The sequence below is a fragment of the Clostridium sp. BNL1100 genome (assembly GCF_000244875.1).
In the GTDB taxonomy this organism is placed as follows: Bacteria; Bacillota; Clostridia; order Acetivibrionales; family DSM-1351; genus Ruminiclostridium.
Window position 1 is genome coordinate 1,642,076 of the sequence record NC_016791.1, and the last position, 25,914, is coordinate 1,667,989.

Consider the following 25,914-nt stretch of genomic DNA (forward strand, 5'->3'; position numbering starts at 1 on the left):
GTCAGTATAAAATGAGAAAAGCTAAAACATTTATAAGAATTGGTATATGTATCATTATACTTGGAATAATCAGTACCGCAGCTATATACGCAATGTCTCAAACAAATGTTAACAAAGAGAATGAGAAAGCTGAATCATTGGATTCACTTAATATATCAAGCAAACTTGACAGTTCAAACTATGAGAAATGGAAGGAATCTCTGAAAAAAATAAATGATAGAAACAAGGTAACTACCTTAACTAAAGAAAAATTGAATGAATTATATGATAGTGGGTATAGCCTTAATGATATAGAAAAAGCAGAAAAACTGTCCATTTCAAGTCACAAAGCCATAGAAGATATCCTAAATTTAAAATATAGTCACAAAGGTAAAACCCTAGTTCAAACCGACAAATCATGGGACGATATCGAATCTGATCTCTTAGGTTCTACAACTAAGGGTAATGAATTAAAATCAATAAATGCTGAAGAAGAAACTTTGAAAAATAAAAAGTTGTCTAAGGAACAGGTAAGTCAAATAAATATTCTTTCTCTTAATTATGGGAAGGATACTAATCTGATAATTAGTGATATGGAATCAGGCAAGACCTATGAGGAACTTGATAAGCAGTATTGGGAAGAACATCAAGCTGAATTGAAGAAAGTAGATACTCAAAAGAGCCAAATGGAAATAGAAAGTAATGCCAGGGAAAAGAATAATATAAGCGATGAAGATATTAAGTTAGCAAAAAAGTATGGAATGCAAAATATTATTGAAATAGGATATGCCAAAAGTTTGACTCAAAAATTTAATTCTTCTCTTAAGCATGTTTTAGAACTAAAAAGCAAAGAAAAGAAATGGAGTGCAGTTGAAAATATACTTAAGGAGGAGGCAAAATGAAATTAAAAACAATTTTTATATCCATTTTTAGTTTTATATTTATCCTATTATCTGGTTTTAATTTTGTATTTGCTGAGGAAGTACAAGATAAAAGTGGAGAATATAACGGACTAGGCTATGCTCGCTCCATATTAAAGGAAGGTATAACGCCTCCATATTCTATTAGTAATGCATATGATGAAGATATTGACACATCCACAGGTGCCATTACCTTAAAGCAAACTGATATAAGCTTAAAAGGGAGAAATGGTTTGGATTTCTCTCTGACAAGGTATTATACTCAGAATAATAGTACTTTGTATGAGCCGTATGCAACATCATCCCCAGTTTATGGAAATGTACTTGCGGGGTATTGTATTGATACTAAAGTTACAGTATATACATGTGTTAATGGTATTGTAGTATCAAGTTATGTAGCATCCTCAGATACATTAATTGCAAATAGTTATTCCGATGCACAAAATGTTTCAAGTTATTATAATTCTATTTCCGATGAATATGGGAGTGAATATTATAGTACAAGGCATCAGGCATATGTTTACGATGTAACATCTTACTCAGCCGGCAGTCCATATGCATATTATGTACAGGCATGTACTGGTTACTCTTATTCAAATAATTTAAATAACGTGACAAGCAACGAAAAGTATTCATACTTGGGTGCAGGTTGGGCATTTGACCTTCCATACATTGAAAATATAAGCGGATATCTATATCTAAACTATGGGAGTGCAGGAACATGGCAAATCGATTTTGGATCAAGCGCTGGGCAATCTCACTTAAAAAATTATCCGTTGATTGATATGAAATTGAACAGAGACAACCAGTCATATAGCAATGGACAAGCGTCTTCATATTATGTGCTTGAGCAGAAGGATGGAGGAAAGACATTTTTTGGCAATGACGGAAGACTTTTAGGAATAAAAGACAGGTACAACAATGAAATCAAATTTCAACATGATACTTCCGCAACTGGATATCCGATTGTAAATAAAATAATTGATAGTGTCGGAAGAGAGATTAATATTAGTTACACTAAAAGTCAAGTACTTGTGACAGTTAATGATGCGATAAATTCAGCCAATAATAGAACTGTTAAATACAACAAGACTGCTATTTCAGGATATTCAAATGATTACGTTCTTGATAATGTAATAGACCCACTTGATAGACAGACAACATATAGATATACAATCAATTCTGCAAAAGTTGATTTACTATACAAGAGCATCAGTAGTGGAATTACAAATCAATTTGCTTGTCTTACAAAAGTAATTTCTCCAACTGCCGGAGAAACTTGTTATGCATATTCAAAAATAACAAAGAATTGCGGCACAGATGGTGTAATGGAAGCCTATAAGCTTTTTGAAAGATTTGACTCGAAAAATGATGGAGAAAAGTTAAAATACAGAAAATTAAATTATCTATATGGTAACACAGGAGAATATGACGGTTATCCGAATTATCGCAGTGATGCAGCTATTCCGGATACCTATACATATAAAACGCAGATAGTTGACAATTTGAATAACAGTGAAATCTATACATACAATAAAAAACTGTTACCGCTTAATATACTAAGGGAGGGTGCAGATCATAAGAATGAGACAATAAATGAATATGACCCTGTAACCAGGTTGTTATTAAAAACGTGTAATAAAATATTCAATAAGGCCACAAATGAATTCATGCAGAAAAATGAAAACTATCAGTATGATTCGTCAGGCTATAGGGATTTGGTAGGATACTGGGATTGTCAGGCAACAAGAGATAATAATAATATGCCTTTAGATAATAAACATAAAGTAACTTTTACGTATGGTACATATCACTATACTTTAGCTAAAGAATACAACCAAGATGCCGCAACAACAATAAAAGAGGAATATACACCTACTAGTGACAATAAGGCTGTTCAATGGAAAAAGATTTATCTAAATGGAGTCTTAAAAAGTAAAACATACTATGATTATGATGTTTACGGAAATGTTAAAGAAGAAAAAAGATTTTGGGATGACGGTGTAACTTCAGTATCTACAAAATATGACTACAGTGACAATCAGACTGATAGAAATGGAAAGTTTAACGGAGTATATTTGACACGTATATGGGCTGACGTCAAAGATATTGATCCGGTCGAAAGTAATGAACCAGGATCAACAGTTCAGGAAACATATAAGTATGATTGGTATGGAAATATTGTAGAAAGCTTTGATGCTAAAAATGGAAACCCGACTAAGTATGAATTTGACAAACTAAATAGGGTTATAAAGGAAACACATCCTGATGCAAGTTATAAATCATGGTCTTATACTACAAGAAGTTCAGAAAATAGTACAATAGTTACTGATGAAAAAGGTACTAAGATTAAGTATAATTTCGATAAACTTGGAAATCTTGAGAGTGAGCAAGACTTCAGTTCAGGAGAGTTTCTTAATCAATATACTTATGACAGTGAAATGAAACTAAAAGCCGAGAATAATCGGAATTCAAGTCCATCATACAGAAGCATAACATATAATTATTTAAGCGACGGCAAATTAGCTGAAAAGGAAACTACAGATCAGTCCAACGTTGTAATTGATAAAGAATCATATACATATAATGATGCAAGTGAAAATGGTAGCTATACAAAAGTGACCAAAACTGTAATGGGAGATGTGAATTCACCTTCAATAATATCAGTTACATATACAGATAAGACGGGCAGATTAGTAAAACAGGGTAATGTACACAATGGAGCAGAATACTTGGATACTTTTAAGTATGACTATGTAGGTAATAAAATAACTGAAAAAACTGCCCGTGCATATGATGAGCCGGAAGTATATCTAAATCGCGAATACACAACTAAATTTGACTATGATCATGCAGGAAATGTAATAATGACCACAAACATAGATGGAACCTATTCAAGAGCAGGATATGATACACTTGGAAGATTGGCTTGGACATCAGATTTCAAAGCTAGTCTCACAGGTGACTATTGTACATCCTACGAATATGATAGCCTGGGAAGATTAATTAAAGAAACAGTGCCATTTCAAAATGAAAATGGAACCTTGTACTCTACTATAAAAAAGCATTATTATGATGAAAATGGAAATTTGCTGTGCGATATGATAAGTAATAGCAAACCGGGCGAAGCACTGACTTTTTCAGAGACCAGATATGACTATGATTCTCGTAATATGCTTACTAATGTTACTAAGTATGAAAATAATTCTCCTGAAAACTATACTCAGTACTACTATGATCCTACAGGAAATAAACTTAGGATGTATACGGGACTCAGCAGTAGCTTAAATATTAAGGGATTGGACGATCTGTCTTCTGATGATGAAAGTTTTTCAACCAATAAATATGAATACGACAGATTTAATAACCTTGTAAAAATGACAGACCCAAATGGAAATTCTGAAATTTATTCATATGATTTAAATGGGAATCAGCTACAAAAGAAAGATAAAAACGGTAGTTTAATAAATATGACATATGATGGAGATGGAAGATTACTGACAAAATCAGTTGAAAATACCGAAAATCCATCTCTAAATGCATCATATACATATACTTATACTTTGACCGGTAAAAAGAAAGAGATGAATGGTGGAGGCACCAATACAGAGTATTTTTATGATGATTTGGGTCGGTTAGTAAAAGAAGTTTCATCAAATGAAATTCAAAAGGAGTATACTTATGACGCGGCTAATAACTGTAAATCCATAGTTATAAAACAAAACGGGTTAGTCAAAACAAATACTACTTATACATATGACAATATGAATAGACTGGAAAAGGTATACGAAAACGGGGTTTTAACTGCAACCTACGAGTATGACGCAAATGGAAACAGACAGTCATTAACCTATTCAAACGGAAATAAAACCACGTATATGTATAATGCTGATAACAAGTTGGACTCCATTACAAACATTAAGAATGGGACTCTTTTATCAAGCTACATTTATCAGTATTATCTTGACGGTAATCAGGCGTCAAAAACTGGTAATAAAGGAAAAACTACATCATATAAGTATGATGGTTTAGGAAGATTGACGAATGAAATTCCATCAGATGAACCTGCTGTCTCTTATGCTTACGATGACAGTAACAATCGAAAAACAATGACGATAAACGGGAAGTCTGTGACAAATTACACTTACGATAAAAGTAACAGGCTACTTGCTGAGACTACAGAAGAAAATTCTGAGTTAAATATTGCAAGATATAACTATGACAACAACGGAAACACGATTTGCAAAACAACGGAAAAAATTTCACCAACTATACAGGGTCAAACAACAGAGGTTAGCTTATCAACAGATGAAGAACAAGAAACCGCGGATTTAACATTAAATGAGTACGACGGTTTTAATCAACTGATAAAAACCAGTACAGGGGACGTAACGGCAGAATACACATATGACGGTACAGGCCTCAGAACATCTAAAAATGTAAACGGTACAGTTACAAATCACATTTGGGATGGCGACCAGATAGCCCTGGAAACAGATGAATCAGGAAACATAAAAAACAAATATGTTCGTGGAATAAATCTAATATATGCTGAGGACGAACTTGCAAATAAAAAGTTTTACCTGTTCAATGGCCACGGAGACGTAACCCAGTTGACTGATGCATCTGGAGATGTTATAAAGAATTATGACTATGATGCATTTGGTAATGAAAAGAATCCAGACGTAAATGATGCTAATGTTTTCAGGTACTCTGGTGAGTATTTTGATAAGGAAACGGGGACTATTTATCTTAGGGCGAGGTATTATGACCCGGAGATTGGCAGGTTTATTAGTGAGGATTCATACTGGGGGAAGGATAATGACCCGTTATCGTTGAACTTGTACACATATGCTATGGATAATCCGATAATGTTTGTAGACCCGAGTGGGCATGCAGTTACATCTTGGGATATAGCCCATTGCACTAGAGATGAGATAAAATTGCTTTGGAAATATGGTAATATGTGGGTGGAAGCCAAAGAGGTGAATAACTATAATGATATGACATACTTGCATAATGAATGTGAGAGAATTAGAAACAGACATAGATTAAGCTTTGAAATTGGTACCGGGGATGGTAACACAAAAAATGATATTTTAAAATTAGTTGGACCAGCACCTAAACAAGAATTCATAAAATGTGAAATGCCTTTTGGAACAGTATTTGGCAATTTCGGTACTTTAGTTAAAAATCCCGGTATAACGGTTGCTTGGAAAAATATAACGAAGCATGGCTTGGAGAGAATGGCAGAAAGAGGTGTTACAAAGGAATTAGTAGAGAGTATTGTATCAAACGGAAAAGTTTTGGCCCAAGATGGAGGTAAAAAGTTCTTTTATATTACAAAACAAGGTGTAGTTATTCTTGGAAAGGGCGGAGAAATAATAACTACTTATACTAAAAATGATTTCTATCCCAAAATAGTAAATTTAGTTAAAAAACTTTTTAATTAATAGGAGGAATTGGATATGGAAGAAAAGATGGAAGAAAAGATTAAAGAAATAATAAACGAGTGGGACCCGATAGGTTTAATGGCGCACGCACCAAGTGACGAATATAAAAATGAAATAAATCAAATATTTTATTGCTATCAGAATTATTCGGATGTCAGAACAATTGCAAAAACTATCAAAGAAATTTTTACAGAACAATTTGGGCATTTTTTTGATAAAACTTATGAGGACTGTTTTATCATAGCAAATAAAATATTAAATTCATAAAAAGTTGGGGCAGCTCACTAATAATTAGTGAGTAGATCCCTTTTACTGTAAACAAATAAATCCCTAACTCTGAATTGATAGGGCAAACACACTCTGTAGGGCTTGTTCTTTGATTGGAGTGATTGCGCACGCTACCAATAAATAAAGGCAATCCCTTTAAACTGTTTCTGCCAAGGTGGAGATATACAAAACAGGACTTGCATCATTTTACATTATAGCTTTAGAGTTATGATGGAGCCAAATTTATAGTTTGGTGGTGAATTAATGAGCTTTATAGAACTGTTCTTTAAAGGTGAACTAAGCCCTTTTAAAATATGGGCTACTCTGATAATACTGATTAGGAAAGGTATAATGAACAGGCTAAGAAGATGGAAGATGCCTTATTGAGTGGATTAGATGAAACAGATAAAGCCTTGTACAAAGTAATTATGACTGTCAGTGAGAAACTTTACATATGGCTAAACTGGGAAGTAAAATAATAATTGATGTATATAACAATGATTGATATAGAGCCACTACCGAAAAAGACTGTGAAAGCAACCACCGCTGCTAATATACCTGTTTAGTAATTCAATTTAAATATGGTAAGTACTGAAGTGGCCTATACTCCATCTAACAAAATGGTGTATAGGCTATTTCTGAAAACTACAGTTATAAAATCTAATGAATATAAGTGTAAAAAGGTGGACACATTGCAAGGGACATAAAACATGAATAGTAGGTATAAGGTATCAATAAAAATAGAGACATTGAAGAACAAAGAAAAGTCACTCCGGGGAATGATATTGGAAAACACAAAAAGCCAAGGGAATCACTAGGGTATAATAATAAGAAGCCTTATATGACACAGAGATGCAGCCATACCATATATGATATTAATTTTACAATATGGTTCAGTTAAGCAACTTTGGCATTTATAAATTACTTATTTCTGTATAATTACCCTGAACATCAGTAAACTAAGCTAATTCAGGGTGATTTATACCCCGAACAGGAGAATCAAAAGATTTCTGAAAGTAATAAACTATGAACCTTTTATAGCGAATCCCTTTCATTATAAGCAGAATGTTTATTCCGGAACAGTTTTTGCAAGTTTTTTAAAATTATGACCGTATATCAAGCTTTTTACCACTTTTGCTTATACCCACAAAATATGGAAATTGACTGTTAAAAAAATTGAGCTCCTTGCAATGACAAGGATACCTGGGCAAAAAAAGATCGTAAAGTTCGTATCTATAATTTGCAACTTTTGGGAATTGGGTGGGCAGAAGCAAAATTAAAAGAAAGGGACTTTTCTGATACATAAATTTTTAGCCCATTCATACTTAATATACCACATAATGGGAATTTGTATGCTGTTATTATATGTATAGTTGGGTATTAATGCTTTTTAATTTGGTGTATGATTAAGATAATACTAAGTGTAAATCCAGACTAGATATTCCTTGCAAGTTGGTAATTGAAATATGCAGTGCAATGGATTTAAATGGGATGTGAGCAATTATAATATAATATCATAGTGTTTACCCAAGAAAGGGTAAGTACTATTTTTTTGTCCTTTTCAAGGTTGCTAATCTTCTACATGCGTTTAAATCGTATCTAATAATCAGGCAGGTACAAGAGTAAGTACAGAATTCTTACTCTTAAATAAACTGAATATTTTAAGTCTTGTAAATATTGACAAATGTCCTGTATTTCAAGGTATTTACCACTTTCGTAGTAACCCTGTGGGAGGTGTTCCAAAACTCAGTCATATCAAGGTTTTTGGGGTATTCTTAAAAAAGGGTATAAATCATATGCTTTTACAAATTCCAAACGGTAAAAATTAAGAAGATTATAACCTGTATTTATATCTACCCCGTTATAAAATATGTCCAATGTTTTATAAAATGTCCCTAAAAAATTTTATAAATATTTGTGGTGCTTGGAAACCGGTATAAATTAATCCCGTTGGATACATATAATGATACATGTGTGACAATTAGGGGTATGGGCAGATTTTAAGTTGAAAGGACTCCACGGTCAGGAAGGATGGAGGGCAAACCTCAAATTTATATAAAGCGCAACATATTCAATTAGTATTCCGAAATGAAAAAATCGATTTAAGCTAACAATTAATTTACATGGTTTTAATAACAAACCAATACTGATTAGTTATAGTTAAGTTGGTAATTACCTATAAATAAAATTTATACTAAATTATTCCAACTTAAACATAGGAGGGTTATTTATGAAAAAAAAATCAAATTTATTTCGTCTTACCCCAATTTTAGCGGTAGTTTTGGTTATATTTCTTACATTTATATCAGCTCATGCAGCAGTTTATAATGCCTTAGATATCGCTTTAACCCCTGGCAAAAGCATATCAGAACTTAATATTTCCTGGTATTCCACATCCAGAACTGAGAGTCTCGTTCAGATTGCTTTGAAATCTTCCATGACAGGTTCAGAATTTCCCGCTGATATAGCTAATTCCTTTTACTGTACATCCAACTCTGCAGCTTCCGGTTATTACAGCAATAAAGCAACTGTAACTGCTCTTTCTCCGGCAACTTCGTATGTTTACCGTATTGGTGATGGCCTAGGCAACTGGAGTTCCAATTATTTCTATACAACCGGTTCTGAAACACAGTTTAGCTTCTTTGCAGTCGGAGATCCTCAGATTGGAGCTGGTAGCATTGCTTCAGACACAACTGGATGGAATGAAACAATAACAAAAGCAATAAACCAATTTCCTAATGCTTCCTTTATTATGTCAGCTGGAGATCAGGTTAATACCAATAACAGCGAATCTAATTTTACCGGTTTCTTTTCGCCGACAAATTTTACAAGTATCCCTCTTGCACCAGCTCTGGGTAATCATGATAACGGAGCTTTAAACTACGGATACCACTTTAATCTTCCAAACATCTCCAATGTTTATGGAATTACCTCTCCCGGTTCTGGTGATTATTATTATACTTACGGTAACACACTCTTTATGGTACTTAATACAAATAACACCAGTGGAACTACGCATCAAACATTTATAAAAAATGCTGTTGCTGCTAACCCAAATAAGACATGGAAAATAGTAACATTTCATCATGACATTTATGGTTCAGGAAGTCATGCATTAGAATCTTCTATTATAAAACTCAGAAATGCACTCTACCCCATATTTGACAGTTATGGAATTGATATCGTAATAACAGGGCATGACCATTCATATACGAGAACTTATGTTATGAAAGGCAATGTGCCCCAATTGACTCAGACATACGACACAAACGGAGCTGTAGTAAATCCTTCGGGTACAGTTTATTTTACACTGAACTCTTCATCAGGAAGCAAATATTACGACCTTAACGGAACTCAGGCAAACTATGTTGCAGTCAGATCCCAGGTCAATGCCCCCACGTTCTCATATGTAAGTATAAATGGCAGCAGCCTTTCATTTGATACATACAGAACAGATTCTATGACAAAAACAGATAGTTTTTCAATAGTTAAAAAATAGCGCTATTTATATTATTAATACTCCTAAATACTAACAAAGTCCATGGATCAGATATTTCAAATCTCTATGGGCTTTGTTACTGCCTTGCTTATCTTTCCTGTAATTTGATTAATTATTTTATATATTACCGTAGCCAGACAGGAAACCAAAAGAAACCGCAGCAGGAGCGCAATAAAGCAATATATTCGGTATATCTCCTAATTTGTACCATTCAAACATTAATAAAACCAGTGCCATGTGAATAATATAAATAAACAAATGACCTCGCACAAGTCTGAAATTTTTATATATGGAATAGGGGTTTGAAGTATGTATGAAATATGGCTTGTGGGGAGAAGAAAAAATCAGCCATCAAGAAATGGAAAGCTGGGGATATTCTTTATTTATTCTTGTTCAAGTTGAAACTCAAGTTATAATATCTGAAATACCATTATCTACAGCAGTATTTAATAATTTTGAACTTCCAACGTTTTACTTTTAATTTCATTTTTTGACTTAGCAAACGTTTTTCCTGTTTTCTGCATTGCTTTTGCGTGCAAGTATATCGGTTCTTGGAAATAGTTCGGCCAATTAAAAAATACCATTCAAAAAGCTATTTCATACTTTATACTAAAAGTTTCAAAATACAATAGCAAAAATATGAGATTTATTATAAAATATTGGTGATAGAGTGAATTTTGTTAAAATTTATCGAATTTTACTAATAATTAATATATAAAATATAGTTAAATATTGGAGGTGATTTTATGATTAAACGCCTTAAATTTGTGGTACTGTTACTTTTGTCAGTACTAGGTGTTTTTGCAGCAACGACATCAGCAGGAGCTTGTTGGATTTGGGCCTTTTATCAAAAGGAATGCCCAAAATCTTTGTTGAAGTAACATAAAAATAGAAAGACATGATTAAATATGTCTTTCTATTTTTATGGCCTGAATAAATTTATTTTCGATGTCATCATACATTGTTGAGTTTAAGACGGTTTTATATTTGCTTAGTATTTTCTCTGCTATAGCCAATCCGTGTCCACGATCTTCGCCCTTTATTGAAAATCCATCTTCTTTTATCCTCCCCATCGGAGGCATATTGTCGCAACTGTTACTAATTTTAATATCAATGCATGTATCAAAACTAAAGATATTCACACCTACAGTTTTTTTATCGCTGAGTTGTGCGGCCTCAATAGCATTATCTAAGAAAATACCAATTATTTCACATAAATCAGATACCTTTATATTTGGTATAGAGTCTATTACACCTAAGGTTTTTAAATCGATTTCTATACCTGAAGATTCAGCCATATCCATTTTTGAGGAGATTATTGCAAATAACGCAACGTTTTTTATATTATAAATCGTTGTATTTATAGTGTTAATGGTAGCGGAAATTTCAGATATGTATTTAATCGCTTCATCACATTTCTTATTTTGTATCATATAATTTAAGACAGACAAATGGTTATTTTGGTCATGTTTAACTCTTCTTAACTCCTGCAAAGTATTACTAAGAGATTCATTGTAAAATATTTGTTGTCTCTGTTCCTCTTTTAGTTCTTCGCTTTTTTGGTACTTATTAATAAGGATTATTACCGTAATAAAAAATAGCAAAGAAGATAATAGTGCCATTATCGATGAAAAAACTGATATGTTCCGAGAAAAATATATGCTGTTGTTAAAAACCATAACAAGGATTGTTATACCAAGTAAAACAGAAATTGACTTAAAATTTTTCACTTTTTTTAATCGTGAGAATACAGGGTATATAAATATTATAATAGCAGCTATAGTGTGAATAACTATATTAACTAAAAAATATAATGTTACATTTTCACTTACAGATTTTGTTGTAATACCTAAACCGAGGGAATTAAATAGTACGGGGGCTACAAAATTGCCGACACCTGTGGCAATCATAATTATAAATAATGATAAAACTGTTTTACTCCAGTCTACTTTCAACACGAACCGAATTGATTCAATACTTAACAACATTATAATAATTGGCTTTATAAATTGTAATTCGTTAGGCATTTCAATGAGTTGTGTCCATGCAGTTGACATAGCACCATTAATAAAGCCAAACAAAGCTAAAAAAACTAACAAGCGATTTCTGGAACAGTTAAAACCAAAATTAATTTTTAAAAATACATACACAAGGATTGCTGACAAGGTTGAAAAGAGTGTATTTACCAATAAGTACCATATACTCATATAGATTTAATCCTTTCAGTGGAATGAAAATCACTAAAAAATTTAGGTCCGATATCACAGGTCGTACTGTCTTGTAAAGTAATTATTTTGCGTTTAAGGTCTATACAATAGATTTTGTCAGAATTAACAAAAACAGATCTATGACAACGTTTAATCTTCTTGCTTCCAATCCTACTGGCAAGATCTTCGAGTCCTTCATAAGTAACAAAATCACCTGTTCTTGCATGTAAAATAGTTCTTCTTTTTAAGCGTTCTATAAAATTTATATCATTAATAGGAATGAAATAGATTTCTGAGTTACATTTGATTTCTACATGATCTTGATTAAGAGATTCCTTTTCATTAGCGAGTTTGACTATTGTCTCTTCTAATAATTTCATATCAGGTTTCTGAATGAATTGATAAGCTCGCACTTCAAAGGCTCGTTGAATAAAATCCAAACAACCAGTTACAAAAATAATTTCTATTGTAGAGTGGCTTTTCCTAATTTGTTCCGCTATGTACATACCATTGACGTTATCCTTTAGATTTATATCAATAATGCATACATTGGATGTATTACTTTTAATTTCTTCTAAAAACTTGGTATGGCTTGTTGTTGCAATAACTAATTCACCATTTAGATTATTTCTTTTAAACCATTCGGGAATTATGTTTTCATACTGTTCAATCATTTGGGGATCGTCATCAAGGACTGACAATTTTAACACTAATACTACCTCCTTAATAGGGTGATAGTACAATAATATATGTTAAATTATGTGAACGCAAACATAGACTACCATATTTATAGTAGCCCTAGTGAAATTAAGTTCATATTTTATCAAATATCGTCAAAAATCAGAATATTTTCAAATTTTAGACATAAAATCAAGCTATTTGGTAAATAAATGTAGACATAGTAATAAACATCAATATATACTCTAGGTGAATAAAAGTAAATAACCCCTGAAAGGAGGTAAAATATTATTACTAAGTTATTTATTCCTTACAATTTTGAGCTTTGGAAGAAGCTTAAAGTTGCATAGCCCGTATCGCTTTTATATTATACCACCTTAACAATTATTCATGTAATATCTTGTTATATTTGCAGCTAATTATTGCCAATTAATGAGTTTTTTCAATCTTGGACAATAAATAGATAGTTTTGAACAATGATTAACTTAAATATAAATGCGGACTGATAAATAAGCTTTTAGAATAAATAACTACAATTCCGAATCATATACTTATAATTTTAAAAGAAGGGAGAATTTTATAGATAATATTATAAAAGTTATTTAGGAGATAGGATACATGATTACGAAACAAATTACAGAACCTCAAAATATAAAAAGTATCCAATATAAAAAATTAATTATTGAAATGCTTACTAACATAGATAATGTTAGTATCTTAAAAAGAATATATTTATTTATTAGTATGATAAAAGGCTAGTTATGTGCTTATTAACTAGCCTTTATCTTTTTCCTCTGCCATTAAAGTAACAATTTTTTCAAGGACTTTCCAATCATCTACATCCAATTTACTTAAAATGTGTACGAACTTTTTCATAAATGCGTTATCATTATTAGGGTTAACCAATGAACCAGCCCATTTTGCTAATTCATCTTCTCTATCTAATTGGAGGAACATTTTGTCTTTACCAGTTCTAAGCCAATTTTCGTTGACGTTATATATACGGCAAATATCAGATATAGTTCTATCGGTCAATTCTCTTAATCCATTTTCCAAAGAAGCGATATGCGATCTTGATAAATTTATACTGTTACCGAAACTTTCTTGGCTTAGACCTAATTCTTGCCTAATTATTTTCAATCGTTCATTCACAAAAACACCTCCCTTATTTTAGCATAATATATAATTTGTTTCTTTGCAACATTTTAGGTAACAAAACTATTGACTTATGTCCTTTTGAATCATATAATTGTCTCATAGAGACATAAAGGTAATAATAGCCATTACTTAAATTAAGGGGAGTGGTATACATATTGTCAAATTTGTCAGCAGAGGAAAAGAAGATCATTGAAACCTTTGTAAAGGTGCTACCGTTATTAGAAGAAAGGGAAAGAGACCGACTGCTTTGGATATGTGAGGGAATTTTATTAAAATCAAAGCCGCGGGAAGAAGAAAATTCATAGAAGGGAGGTAGCATTAATGCAATTTTACACGTTTTCTCACGTTCTACAGGTTTTCATTCTTGGTTTTATAGGTGGCTTTTTCATAGGAGGCTTGCTGGTATCCAGCATTAGGTTTAAAAAGGTTACTGATAGAAGAATTGTTATAAGACCTACAAAACGAAAAATACCCAGTGTTTCGACCACTGAGTATCCGATAGTTTCTTACAAAAACTATTAAGTTTAGGTGTACTCTCTCAAAAGTAACCTTTGATATTTTCAATTATAGGGCGTTTTCCTCTAAATTGCAATAGCAGTTTATGAAAATAAAAAAGGCGACTGCCAATCGTTTTTCACACTCATTGTGCTGCCGCCCACCCTTGAACCTTGACAACATAACTCTGTCATCAAATTATATTATATTGGTATCTTAATTGTATCGGTGTCTCAGGCGTCCGTCAACAGCAAAGGAAATAAATAGTTAAATGTGAGATGGGTTTGCTTGGATATTTGACAGCAGATGAGGAGTGGAATATATACGCCAATTATACAGCAGTGGAATTAATTTGTGTTCCATGTATAAATAGAACTGCATTCGGCGGTTCACATGGATAATGGCAATATGCCAGTCACAAATAGCTGCTGATAATACCGGAGCGGAGCCAAGAGGTTAAACCCTGCGAGGAAATTATAATTAAAATTTGAATTGGCGGAAAGAGAAAAAATTCATAATAAACTATGTACTGGAGTTCCTTTAAATTGAAGTGACTCCAGTATGTAGATGTGTTATGAAAAAGAACTTAAAATAGAGAACCCGATTCTTTCTTTTGAATATCATGTAGGTATAGGGAGGCGAATTAAGTGAGGACTGGGAGACAGCTATATTTATTGAGAATCAGGGATACGAAAATATCAGATAAGCAATTATCAGAATTACTGGACGTGAGTGTAAATGACATACTTATTTACGAATATGGCTTAAAACCAATTCCTAAAGATATATATAATAAATGGGAAAGAATTGTCTGTAACCATTGAATCTTGAATTATCTGTTCATGTATAATATTATTAAACCAATATAAGGTATATTTAGCGATATTGGAGAAGATTATATATGAGATGTGTTGCATATTGCAGAGTAAGTTCTGACAGTACAGAGCAGATGAATAGTTTGGAAAATCAGATAAAGCATTATACGGAATTGTTTAATAAGAATGGTTTTACCAGAGCAGAATGTGGAATGTATTATTCAAAAGATAAGAAAAATGAGGTTGTTAAATATATACCATCCATTTTTGCGGACGAAGGAATTTCCGGAACAAAGCTCAAAAATAGGGGAGCTTTTAACTATATGCTCGAATGTGCATATAGAAAAGAGTTTGATGCTATTCTTGTAAAAAATGTACAGCGTTGGGCCAGAAACGTGGAGGACGGTGCAGGAATTCTAAAAAAGCTCAAAGTAATGGGAATTAAAGTTATTTTTGAAGACGGATGGCTTGACAGCTTGAATCCGGCAAATGAAGCTACCATTAATATATTATTTGTTATGGCGCAAGAAGAAAGCAGGGCCAAAAGTACTGCGGTTCAATTCGGAATAAGAAAAGCTCAGGAAGCAGGTAAATTTACAAGTGCCTTGCCCTATGGATATAAAAATAATAAAGGTTACCTGGAACCTGTAAAAGAGCAGTTGGATGTTGTAAAAAAGATATTCGATTTGTATTTGGAAGGTTGGGGAAGCACCAAAATAGTAAAATATCTGAATAGTGAAAAGATACTTACACAAAAGGGGAGAAGATGGTCTACATCACAGATTTTTGGTATCATATCAAATGAAATATATACAGGAAAACAAATAACACATAGACAAATTAATACAGATATTAATTTAGACAGATTTGTCCATGATGGGCAAGTTTACAAAAGCAGAAAACCGGTACCAGAAGACGAATGGATAATAAACCAAAGAGAAGAGCTGAGAATTATATCTGATGAAACTTTTCAGGAAGTACAAAGAGAGTACTCTAAAAGAAAAGAGATGTATAGTAAGGCATCAAGACCCAGTAATGCGAATATTTTCAGCAATCTCCTTTACTGTAGAAATTGCGGAATAGCAATGAGAAGGAAAAAATTGTGGGGCTGGAAACGTAAGGATGGAACAAGAAAATTCGGAGTTGAATGGGTGTGTATACAACATGACCAATATCACAATGACATATGCCAATACAGAAATTCATGGCATGAGGATGTGTTGATAGAAAGAGTAAAAAAAGAAATAAAAAAACTGAGAACAAACAAGGATTCACTTGATAAAATGTTTAGTGAATATATGCAGTCCTTTTTCAGCAGTGAGGAAGTAGAAGGAAAAATTACGGAGCTTCAGGCAAGGCTGGATGAGATTAAAGCAGAAGTATCAGCAAATTTAAAGCTATTTTCAAAAAATATTATTGATGAAGAACAGTACAAGCAGCAAAACGATGAGTTACAAAACAATAAAAAAATGATAGACACCGAGCTTGCTAAAATTAAAAGAATAGATCATGCAAGAAATGAAGTAAAAAGAAAATATAATAACTATCTTGATTTCATTAATAAAGTTGATGTTGATAATCTAAATAATGCATTGCTTAAAAGAGTTATCAATAAAATCGAGGCATATACCATAAAAGATGAGAAAGGAAACGAAGTAAAGGATATATATATTGATTGGAATATGCTTGATAAGTCCTTTGATGATGTTTTCTATTTAAGAGCCAAAGAATAATTTCCTATATACATTTATACTATATCTCTTTCGCTTGCTCATATGGCATTGTATATCTCTGATTAAGGTAACGTAGGGATGCAGCAAGTTCTCCATCAGGCCCGCCGGATTTCAAGTTTTTATAAATCGCCCATTTATCACAGTACTTCTAATAAGCAGAAATTTTAACAATATATTACTTTTATTTATGATATAATTCAAGTTACAACATATTAAAGATATGTTAAAAACAAGAATTAAATTATCATTTGCAACATAGGGTGAAAATTCACAAAAGAAAGGAGGATAAGAATACTAACCATTTACCGGAATGTCAGCGAATGAGTAAAAAACATAAAAGGAGACTTGAGTTAAATGGCGAAAGTAACAAAAATGAGAAAGGTTGGGGCATTAGTTGTTGGATCCGCATTGCTTTTTACAACTATGATTCCTGCAAGCATCTCTTCCGTAGCTGCCAGCGAAGCAATCAACGTAAGTATAGACACAACTGCTGAGAGAGCTGCAATCAGCCCATATATTTATGGAGGAAACTGGGAGTTTAATAATGCTAAATTAACTGTAAAAAGATTCGGCGGAAACAGAATAACCGGTTACAATTGGGAAAACAACTTCTCCAATGCAGGTAGTGACTGGCAGCAGTCCAGTGACACTTATATGCTGACAAGCAACAACATCCCCAAAGAAAAATGGAGTGAACCGGGCGTAGTAATAACTGATTTTCAGGATAAAAACCTTGCAGCCGGCGAACCGTATTCATTGGTAACCTTGCAGGCAGCAGGATATGTTACTGCGGATGCAAATGGAACTGTAGCAGAAGATGAAGTAGCACCTTCAGCCAGATGGAAAGAGGTAAAATTCAAAAAAGATACACCTTTATCACTTACTCCGGATACAACTGACAACTACGTGTATATGGATGAGTTGGTAAACTTCCTTGTAAATAAATATGGAAGTGCCTCTACAGCAACAGGAATAAAAGGCTACGCTATTGACAATGAGCCAGCTCTATGGCCAAGTACACACCCAAGAATTCATCCTGAAAAGCCAACCTGTGCAGAGTTGGTTGATAAGAATATCAACCTTGCAAAAACTGTAAAAGGCGTAGATCCAAGTGCAGAAACCTTTGGTCTCGTAGCATATGGATTTGCTGAATATAATGAATTCCAGTCTGCAACAGATTGGCCGGAATTAAAGGGCGATTACACATGGTTCCTTGATTATTATCTGGACAGCATGAAAAAGGCTTCTACTGAAGCAGGAACCCGTTTAATAGATGCTCTCGACCTGCACTGGTATCCTGAGGCAAAGGGTGGAGGACAAAGAATATGTTTTGGAGAAGACCCAACAAATATACTATGTAACAAAGCACGTCTACAGGCAGCCAGAACATTATGGGATCCTACATATAAAGAAGACAGCTGGATAGCACAGTATTGCAGCTTCGGACTTCCTTTAATACCAAAAGTAAAAGCGTCCATAGACAAATACAATCCGGGAACAAAGCTTGCCTTCACAGAGTATTCATATGGTGCAGACAACCATATAACCGGTGGTATAGCCGAAGCTGATGTATTGGGTGTATTCGGTAAATACGGTGTTTACCTTGCAACAGTATGGGGTGGCGGAAGTTACACAGCAGCAGGTGTAAACATGTATACAAACTATGACGGTAATGGTTCGAAATATGGAGATACAAAGGTAAAAGCAGAAACTTCCGACGTAGAAAATACTTCTGTATATGCTTCAGTTGACTCAAAAGACGATTCAAAATTGCATGTTATCCTGATAAACAAAAATTATGATAGTCCTATGACAGTTAACTTTGGTATAAACGGCGACAAGCAGTATACATCAGGAAGAGTATGGTCATTTGACAGAAGCAGTGCAAACATAACAGAAAAAGCTCCAATAGATGCTATAAGCGGTAACAAATTAACTTACACAATACCTGCATTAACCGTATGCCACATAGTGCTTGACTCAAGTACTCCAGCTACACTTTACGGTGATGTAAATAAAGATGGAACTGTAGATGCTATAGATTATGCATTATTTAAGAAAATTTTATTAAACCCTGATTCTAATTATGAAAAAACATGTGATTTAAACCTTGATAATGCTGTTGACGCAGTTGACTATGGAATACTAAAACAATACCTACTTGGAAAAATACAAAGTCTACCTTACAAAACAATAACAGAGAACAAACCGCCGGTAGCTGCCTTTACAGTATCACCAAAAGAAGCATTTACCGGAGATAATATAAATTTTGATGCAACAGCTTCAACTGACCCTGACGGAAATGTTCATATTTATTCTTGGGATTTCGGTGACGGTACAGAAGGTTCCGGCTCAAATATTATTCATAAGTACAAAGCCCCGGGAACATATACAATAAAATTAACAGCTATTGACGAAAAAGGTCTGTCAAATTCAGTAACAGACACAGTTACCATAACTTCAGCTACTGGTGATAATGCAGACGTCAACTTTGAAGACGGAGAATTAAACGGCTTTACAACAAATGACAGTACAACAACAAAATTATCAGTTACCTCTGATAAGGCTTTCCAGGGAAACAAGTCCCTTAAATGGGAGGCTGTAGGTTCAAAAGACGGTAAAGTAGATGCTGAAATAAATAGCAGCGTACCTGTTTTAAAACCGGGCCAATCAATGACATTCAGAGTTTGGGTTCCTGAAGGAGCTCCAATAAAATCCATTCAGCCATATGTTATGCCACATAACCCTGATTGGACAGCAACAGAATGGAATTCTTCATGGAAGGGCTACGACATGATAAAGAAAGGTGATTGGAACGAATTCACAGTAACACTTCCTCTCACTTCCGATGTTAACTTAACCCAGTGCCAGTACGGTATACAGGTTGAAACATCAGCAGAAGGCAACTTTACATTGTATGTAGATTCAATAGACTGGTAATATAGGCATAGTCAAAAGCTCTGAAGCGGCTAAAATCGCTTCAGAGCTTTTTTGTATAAATATCCTTATTCACCAAAACGTTTTACACCCCATATTATAAATATGGGGTGAGTTTATGACCAAAAAGGAAATACTTGATGAAGTTATAGAAATTCTGATAAAAAAAGCCTTGGAAGAAAAAACAATAAATTCAAGGGGTGAAAAAGAAAATGGAGTATATTCCTCCTCTGGTTATGGCAAATAAATTTGAACAGTATAATGATATAAGAAATTCCATAGGAGAAGTCGGCTTGGAAGTAGGAGGATACATACGAATATCTACTAAAAAGGACAGTCAAATAACTTCAATTGAAAATCAAAAAAAATATATAGCGGAATGGGCAAGCGTTAACGGTTATAAAATAGTTAATTTTTATATAGACATGAAAACCGGTGCGTACAGTTACCTAAGACAGGAAATGGTAAGGATGAAAAACGATATTTCCTCAGGAAAAATAAAAGGAATTGTTTCAAAAGAAATATCCAGAACCTCACGTGACATACTTGACATAATTGAACTTAAAAGGAGCCTTGCAAATCAAGGTGCTTTTTTTATTTCAATAAAAGAAGGTTATGACAGCAGGACTGACGATGATGAGTTCCTTTTGATAATACATGCAGGACTTGCGCAAAAGGAGAGAAAAGTAACCGGGTCTAGAGTTAAAATAACACAGATGTTAAAAGCACGAGAAGGAAAAACCAATGTACCAAAACCCGCTTTTGGGTACAAGCTGTCTCCTGACGGACAGCATCTTGTTATAAATCCTTTAACAGCAGAGATATATAGAATGATAGTCGATAAATTTCTTGAAGGTTGGGGAAGGCTGAAAATATGTAAATACCTCAACTCACAAGGAATAAGGACAAACAGGGGGAACGCCAATTGGAGTACCAATTCCATATATGCGATTTTGACAAACCCTGTATACCTTGGTATAACCATGTACAACATAACTCTGACAGTACGGGATGATACTGGTAAGGCGAAAAGAATGGTAAGACCCCGTGAACAATGGATAGTAAGGGAAAATACTCATCAGCCGCTTATTACCAAAGAAAAATTTGATAGAATTCAGCAGTTGATTCAAGATAAAAAGCAAAAAGAACTAAAAGAATGGAGCTGTACGAAGAAGTACCTTTTATCAGGGCTTGTTTACTGCGGGTCCTGTGGTAGTAAATTATACGGGGGAAGGTTTCTTAAAAAAGAGGCAAAGTCAAAAAGCAAGTCTGAAAGAACACAGGAGGATTACTATTACTATTACTTTGACAGAAAGACATCCGGGGTCTGCGGGAACAGTAAGGCTAATTATCATATGGATATTATTGAAAAAAAGGTAATTGAAAAGGTAAAGGATATTCTTTTGTCCTACGACAAATTGGATGAAAAAATTATTAAGAAACAGTACCTTTACGACACAGGGTTTACAAGAGAAAAAATGGAACATCAGCGGCTTCAAGACAAGCTTCAAGCAATTGCAAATGCAATGAGAAGAGAGCAGGCTGCATACGAAGAAGAAGTAATTACCATAGAAGAATACAAAACACGGTTGGATGAGCTTCGCCGCCAGAAGCTTACACTGGAGAGCAGACTTGGAAAAATAAACTCCACACCTGTTGAAGCAAGTTCCTTGGTGTTAATAAACAAGGTAAAAGAAATCATACATAATTTACATAATGCGGAACCGGAATTTCAGTATGAGATAATTAGAAAATTAATAAACAAAATATATATTAATGATAATTATTTTCTAGAGTTTGATTATACTTTCAATGATACAAAAGAATTTATAAAAACGTGAAATCCGGGCCGCCAAGTTGTGTTATTATAACTTTTGCAAGAGCTGCATTTGGTCTGGTAATTTTTACAGGGTATTCCAATTTCTTTTCATAAATCCACATGTATATTACACCTCCCGTCCTATTTCCCACGGCCATGGATTCTCAATCCATCTCCATGTCGATAAATCGTTATCCATGTGAGTAGCGGTTAGAGGACCAAACCTTTTTGTAAATTCAGACTCCAACTGGTTTTTCATTTCACGATACTGTTTAAAATATGCCAACGCTGTCTTATCGTTGGGATTTGTATTGAGAAACAAGCCTACTTCGATACAGGCAAATTCGTAAGCCTGGACCTTCCAAAGCAGCGCTTCACGTTCATTCATAGGCTTCATACCGCTGGTCATACCCGTATTGCCCATGCTACCCATGCCGCCCATATTGTCGCAATCGTCCATACTTCCCATATTGCCCATGCCACCCATATTGCCCATGTCGCCCATATTGCCCATGCCGCCCATGTTGCCCATGCCGCCCATGTTGCCCATGCCGCCCATGTTGTCCATGCCGCCCATACCAGTGTTAGTATTCATACCTGTTTCCCCCTCCCAAGAAAGGCTTGTCAAGTGACGGGAAAAGAGTACCTCTGTCTAGTCCTTCATTTACATCAAATGGTCTTTCCCAAAGCTGTGCAGGAACAAAAGCCATAGCAAGAGCTATTTTAGAAGGATTAAAGGGTTTTATAACACTTTTGTCTCTTTCCTGATAATCGTATTCATTTACTAAGTCATCCATTATTCTTCTCCTTTCAAATAAAACGAATAACTTCCTCTATCTTTAGAATATGAAGACACAATCGTTTAAGTTACATAAAATTGAATAAATTGAATTTATGGATGGCAATTAAGTAGCTCTTGACAGGAAATATCTTACAAGTGTAATATTTAATATAAAATATCAGTTCTTTATGAGGGGGAATATGTTTTGAAAAAGTCTGCAAAAAAAGTTGTGACATTACTTGTTTCTATTATATGTATTTTTGCTTTAGTCATTATTTTAGTATTTGCTACCAAGGGGAATACTCCCGGCACTATTGATTCTAATATGAGTACAAAGATAAATGCAAGTGGACAAGTTTACAATGCAGATTACTTATTTGAAAACAAAACTCCCTACGTAGGAAACAACAGCAAGGTTTTACATATTATTGATAACTTACAGTTTGCAAACTACAGAGGACAAGTATCTCTTCAAACTGAAAAAACACCTTATGGAGTAACAGTTAACTATGATTTTGAGAATTTAGCAGAAGAGGATTATCAAAAGTCGAAAATAGAAAATGAAGAACGTTTAAAACTTGCTTTTAAAAGAAATGCCGCATTGATGTTTTCTCTGATAGGTAATTTGGACAACCTTACCTTTATCTGTCACCAAAATAATGGGTCAAAAGAGTACATATTTACCAGGGCAGAAGTACAAAAAGATTATAATGAAGATTTGAAAGAATATTCAAAGGATAAAAATAAGTTCGGCAGCTTTGCAATTACATTAAATAATGACAATATTATTGTACATTCAATGAAAAAATATTCTCCAGCCATGTCCAGTGTATTTGGCTTGAAAATTATGTCTACCTATGAGGGGAAAGCAGATAATATAAGATATACAGCGACAGAGGGCACACTAATGAGAAACATTAGCTCCGAAAATCGGGGAAAGACACTGTCAGTTCCGGCGAATACATATATTTATTGGAGTCCTTTGACCGGAGATGACACAAGTTTAAAAGCTGATAAAATTATTATTAAAGTTGAAGCACTAAACCAGGGGATAAAGATTGCGGAACAAAAGTTTTGTATTAACAAGGAAGGTTTAATATATACTATAGAAGAAAATACCAATGTAGTAACAGATGTAAAGTAAAAAATAAAAAATTTATAATTGGACACGCATTATTTTTTAATTTAATCATAGAATGGAAAGGTACACTATTTTTGAGGTATTAATTACTTCATTATCATAGGGGGTGCCTTGCTTGATAGATATACTATTTTCTACAATCTTTGATGTATTAAGCAATTTCTTTGTAATGATTGGCTACGTATCAAATGTGAATTCCTTCCCCCAGCCTTTAAAGCCGGAGGAGGAACAATACTATGTTGAGGCATACAAAAATGGTAGTGAGGAAGCAAGAAATATTCTAATCGAAAGAAACTTGAGACTTGTTGCACACATTGTAAAAAAATACGGTTCGTGCGGCAGCGACAGTGATGACCTTATCTCAATAGGTACAATAGGCTTGATTAAGGCAATATCTACATTCAACATGGATAAGGGAACCCGTCTTGCAACCTATGCTGCCAGGTGCATAGAAAATGCAATTCTCACACTACGGAAACATTTTATATATGTTAAATATAATATTCTGTTTTATCAGGGTTTTTCATATTAAATTCAGAGAATACCCGGTCACGGATTTTCAAAAAATCATGACTTGTTCGATCACGTTTTCTTGCCAATGGAACACTTATAATTGATTTAATTTTACCGGGATTAGGTGTCATAATAACAATCCTGTCCGCAAGAAAAACAGCTTCTTCAATATCATGAGTAACAAAAATAATAGTCTTTTTCTGTTGTTCCCAGATATTTGAGATTTCATCCTGCATTTTAAGCCTTGTTAATGCATCCAAGGCACCGAAAGGCTCATCCATAAAAATAATTTCAGGATCAACAGCCAAAGCACGGGCTATCGCAACACGCTGCTGCATACCGCCTGACAGCTGTGAGGGATGGCTTTTGCTGAATTTTGAAAGTCCCACTAAATCAATGTATTTACTGGCTATATCGTGTCTTTCTTTTTTTGAGAGTTTTTTACTTTCCAAACCCAACTCAACATTTTTTTGCACTGTCCTCCAAGGCAGAAGACCATAGTTCTGAAAAATGGTTACATTGCTGATGCAAGGCTCCAAGACCTGTTTACCGTCTATTTGTATACTGCCGCTACTAACCTTTTCAAAGCCTGCAACGGAATTCAGAAGTGTAGTCTTACCGCAGCCGCTTGGGCCAAGCAGGCATAAAAACTCACCTTTTTCAATTTGCAAGGAAACGTGGTCCAAGGCTTTGAAGGTTGAATTATTTTGCAAATATTCCTTTGAAACATCCTTAATATCAATGAACATTGTTACCTCCAATAACTCCCCATCTTTTCAAGAGTTGTTTCTCTGCGAGACCAATCAAACTGTCCAGAATAAGTCCTATAAGACCGATAGATAATATTCCTGCTAGTAATAAATCTGCTCTTAGATTGTTTCTTGCATCAATAATCATAAAGCCTAATCCTGTCTGAGCTCCAACCATTTCGCCCGCCACCAGAAACACCCACGCTGTACCCAAAGCTATATGTAGCCCTGAAGCAATGACAGGAAAAGCGGAAGGTAGAATTATTTTTGTTAATAGATGAGGTTGTCTGATACCAAAATTCTTTGCAACCTTAATATAGATTTGGTCAACCTTTCCTACAGCGTTTATGGTAGTTAAAAGTATAGGAAAGAATGCTGCAATGAAAATTATAACAATGGCGGGAAGGTCTCCTATTCCAAAAAGAAGTACAATAAAAGGAAACCATGCTATTGGTGAAATAGGCCTTACCAATTGTACTACAGGATTTACAAAGCTCCATGCATTTCTAAACCAACCCAGAACAAGACCCAATGTAATTCCTGTAAGGGCAGCCAGAAGATACCCTACAAAAAATCTGTACATACTGGCTTTAACCCCCGTAAAGAGGGTTCCGTCTAGAATAAGCTCCCAAAATCCCTTTCCCACGTCTAGGGGAGAGGGAAGTAGAGCTTGATTCCAGTGTCCAAACCACACGACTACCTGCCAAAAAATCAATAATAATGCGAATGATGCTATAATATGAATCAGTTTCTTCATGAATTATTCTCCA

Annotated in this window: 23 protein-coding genes and 2 pseudogenes; 16 read left to right on the forward strand and 9 right to left on the reverse strand. The window is 34.0% G+C overall.

Translation table 11 applies throughout. The annotated features are described in order from the left end of the window. Nucleotides 1–11: 11 nt before the first annotated feature. The 7 genes from CLO1100_RS06805 (at nt 12) to CLO1100_RS20195 (ending at nt 10,999) form a co-directional block, all read left to right on the forward strand. Nucleotides 12–881 (forward strand): hypothetical protein, encoded by an 870-nt coding sequence (locus CLO1100_RS06805; protein WP_014313019.1) that lies wholly within the window; start codon nt 12–14, stop codon nt 879–881. Then, a complete protein-coding gene (locus CLO1100_RS06810; protein WP_014313020.1) occupies nt 878–6,352 on the forward strand; it encodes an RHS repeat-associated core domain-containing protein in 5,475 nt (1,824 codons plus the stop codon). The genes CLO1100_RS06805 and CLO1100_RS06810 overlap by 4 nt, the downstream gene beginning before the upstream one ends. Before the next feature lie 15 nt (nt 6,353–6,367). Beyond that, the gene (locus CLO1100_RS06815) at nt 6,368–6,619 is read left to right on the forward strand and encodes a DUF1871 family protein (RefSeq protein WP_014313021.1); all 252 of its coding nucleotides are present in this window, start codon (nt 6,368–6,370) and stop codon (nt 6,617–6,619) included. Between the two features lie 264 nt (nt 6,620–6,883). Next, nucleotides 6,884–7,006, forward strand: coding sequence for a hypothetical protein (locus tag CLO1100_RS21225; protein WP_014313022.1), 123 nt, complete (start codon nt 6,884–6,886; stop codon nt 7,004–7,006). Nucleotides 7,007–8,849: 1,843 nt separating this feature from the next. After that, a complete protein-coding gene (locus CLO1100_RS06820; RefSeq protein WP_014313024.1) occupies nt 8,850–10,118 on the forward strand; it encodes a metallophosphoesterase family protein in 1,269 nt (422 codons plus the stop codon). 313 nt (nt 10,119–10,431) lie between these two features. After that, entirely contained in the window at nt 10,432–10,599 is a 168-nt protein-coding gene (locus CLO1100_RS20725; RefSeq protein ID WP_187288913.1) for a hypothetical protein, read from the forward strand. 265 nt (nt 10,600–10,864) lie between these two features. Next, nucleotides 10,865–10,999, forward strand: a complete 135-nt coding sequence (locus CLO1100_RS20195; RefSeq protein WP_014313025.1) for a cyclic lactone autoinducer peptide — start codon at nt 10,865–10,867, stop codon at nt 10,997–10,999. Nucleotides 11,000–11,020: 21 nt separating this feature from the next. On the opposite strand, the gene CLO1100_RS06825 is transcribed toward CLO1100_RS20195, so the two are convergent. From CLO1100_RS06825 to CLO1100_RS06835, 3 genes are all read right to left on the reverse strand, one after another. Then, on the reverse strand, nt 11,021–12,307 hold the full coding sequence (locus CLO1100_RS06825; RefSeq protein WP_242836693.1) for a GHKL domain-containing protein: 1,287 nt from the start codon (nt 12,305–12,307) through the stop codon (nt 11,021–11,023). A 14-nt stretch (nt 12,308–12,321) separates the two neighbouring features. Next, nucleotides 12,322–13,035, reverse strand: a complete 714-nt coding sequence (locus CLO1100_RS06830; RefSeq protein ID WP_014313027.1) for a LytTR family transcriptional regulator DNA-binding domain-containing protein — start codon at nt 13,033–13,035, stop codon at nt 12,322–12,324. A gap of 742 nt (nt 13,036–13,777) precedes the next feature. Further along, entirely contained in the window at nt 13,778–14,155 is a 378-nt protein-coding gene (locus tag CLO1100_RS06835; RefSeq protein ID WP_014313029.1) for a helix-turn-helix transcriptional regulator, read from the reverse strand. 161 nt (nt 14,156–14,316) lie between these two features. Between CLO1100_RS06835 and CLO1100_RS20730 the strand changes: the two genes are divergently transcribed. The 4 genes from CLO1100_RS20730 to CLO1100_RS06845 all read left to right on the forward strand — a co-directional run bounded on the left by CLO1100_RS20730 (nt 14,317) and on the right by CLO1100_RS06845 (nt 17,204). After that, nucleotides 14,317–14,466 (forward strand): hypothetical protein, encoded by a 150-nt coding sequence (locus CLO1100_RS20730; RefSeq protein WP_187288935.1) that lies wholly within the window; start codon nt 14,317–14,319, stop codon nt 14,464–14,466. 16 nt (nt 14,467–14,482) lie between these two features. After that, nucleotides 14,483–14,683, forward strand: coding sequence for a hypothetical protein (locus CLO1100_RS06840; protein WP_014313030.1), 201 nt, complete (start codon nt 14,483–14,485; stop codon nt 14,681–14,683). A 620-nt stretch (nt 14,684–15,303) separates the two neighbouring features. Continuing rightward, on the forward strand, nt 15,304–15,480 hold the full coding sequence (locus CLO1100_RS20735; RefSeq protein ID WP_014313031.1) for a hypothetical protein: 177 nt from the start codon (nt 15,304–15,306) through the stop codon (nt 15,478–15,480). Between the two features lie 77 nt (nt 15,481–15,557). Then, nucleotides 15,558–17,204, forward strand: a complete 1,647-nt coding sequence (locus tag CLO1100_RS06845) for a recombinase family protein (protein ID WP_014313032.1) — start codon at nt 15,558–15,560, stop codon at nt 17,202–17,204. Between the two features lie 22 nt (nt 17,205–17,226). Here the strand turns inward: CLO1100_RS06845 and CLO1100_RS20460 are convergent. Next, a pseudogene (locus CLO1100_RS20460) lies at nt 17,227–17,319 on the reverse strand (manganese catalase family protein); the annotation flags it as partial. 239 nt (nt 17,320–17,558) lie between these two features. Here CLO1100_RS20460 and CLO1100_RS06850 point away from each other — a divergent pair. From CLO1100_RS06850 to CLO1100_RS06855, 3 genes are all read left to right on the forward strand, one after another. Next, on the forward strand, nt 17,559–20,144 hold the full coding sequence (locus CLO1100_RS06850) for a glycoside hydrolase family 44 protein (RefSeq protein ID WP_014313033.1): 2,586 nt from the start codon (nt 17,559–17,561) through the stop codon (nt 20,142–20,144). 115 nt (nt 20,145–20,259) lie between these two features. Next, nucleotides 20,260–20,388 carry a hypothetical protein gene (locus CLO1100_RS21230; RefSeq protein ID WP_278244401.1) on the forward strand — a complete coding sequence of 43 codons (129 nt, stop codon included), beginning with the start codon at nt 20,260–20,262 and terminating at the stop codon, nt 20,386–20,388. Next, the gene (locus CLO1100_RS06855; RefSeq protein ID WP_014313034.1) at nt 20,354–21,982 is read left to right on the forward strand and encodes a recombinase family protein; all 1,629 of its coding nucleotides are present in this window, start codon (nt 20,354–20,356) and stop codon (nt 21,980–21,982) included. Before CLO1100_RS21230 ends, CLO1100_RS06855 begins: the two co-directional genes overlap by 35 nt. 1 nt (nt 21,983) lies before the next feature. Here CLO1100_RS06855 and CLO1100_RS06860 read toward each other — a convergent pair. The 3 genes and pseudogenes from CLO1100_RS06860 to CLO1100_RS06875 form a co-directional block, all read right to left on the reverse strand. After that, nucleotides 21,984–22,082, reverse strand: a pseudogene (locus CLO1100_RS06860) (manganese catalase family protein); the annotation flags it as partial. 5 nt (nt 22,083–22,087) lie between these two features. Further along, nucleotides 22,088–22,555: a spore coat protein CotJB gene (locus CLO1100_RS20200; protein ID WP_014313036.1), complete on the reverse strand. Its 468-nt coding sequence runs from the start codon at nt 22,553–22,555 to the stop codon at nt 22,088–22,090. Beyond that, nucleotides 22,545–22,757 carry a spore coat associated protein CotJA gene (locus CLO1100_RS06875; RefSeq protein ID WP_014313037.1) on the reverse strand — a complete coding sequence of 71 codons (213 nt, stop codon included), beginning with the start codon at nt 22,755–22,757 and terminating at the stop codon, nt 22,545–22,547. The genes CLO1100_RS20200 and CLO1100_RS06875 overlap by 11 nt, the downstream gene beginning before the upstream one ends. Before the next feature lie 189 nt (nt 22,758–22,946). On the opposite strand from CLO1100_RS06875, the gene CLO1100_RS06880 reads away from it, so the two are divergent. Together CLO1100_RS06880 and CLO1100_RS06885 are read left to right on the forward strand one after the other, a co-directional pair. Then, complete coding sequence (locus CLO1100_RS06880) at nt 22,947–23,885, forward strand: DUF4825 domain-containing protein (RefSeq protein ID WP_014313038.1); 939 nt, start codon at nt 22,947–22,949, stop codon at nt 23,883–23,885. Nucleotides 23,886–23,997: 112 nt separating this feature from the next. After that, complete coding sequence (locus CLO1100_RS06885; RefSeq protein ID WP_014313039.1) at nt 23,998–24,414, forward strand: sigma-70 family RNA polymerase sigma factor; 417 nt, start codon at nt 23,998–24,000, stop codon at nt 24,412–24,414. Here the strand turns inward: CLO1100_RS06885 and CLO1100_RS06890 are convergent. Together CLO1100_RS06890 and CLO1100_RS06895 are read right to left on the reverse strand one after the other, a co-directional pair. After that, nucleotides 24,374–25,144 carry an ABC transporter ATP-binding protein gene (locus CLO1100_RS06890; protein ID WP_014313040.1) on the reverse strand — a complete coding sequence of 257 codons (771 nt, stop codon included), beginning with the start codon at nt 25,142–25,144 and terminating at the stop codon, nt 24,374–24,376. The genes CLO1100_RS06885 and CLO1100_RS06890 overlap by 41 nt on opposite strands. Continuing rightward, nucleotides 25,134–25,901, reverse strand: coding sequence for an ABC transporter permease (locus CLO1100_RS06895; RefSeq protein ID WP_014313041.1), 768 nt, complete (start codon nt 25,899–25,901; stop codon nt 25,134–25,136). The genes CLO1100_RS06890 and CLO1100_RS06895 overlap by 11 nt, the downstream gene beginning before the upstream one ends. Nucleotides 25,902–25,914 lie beyond the last annotated feature (13 nt).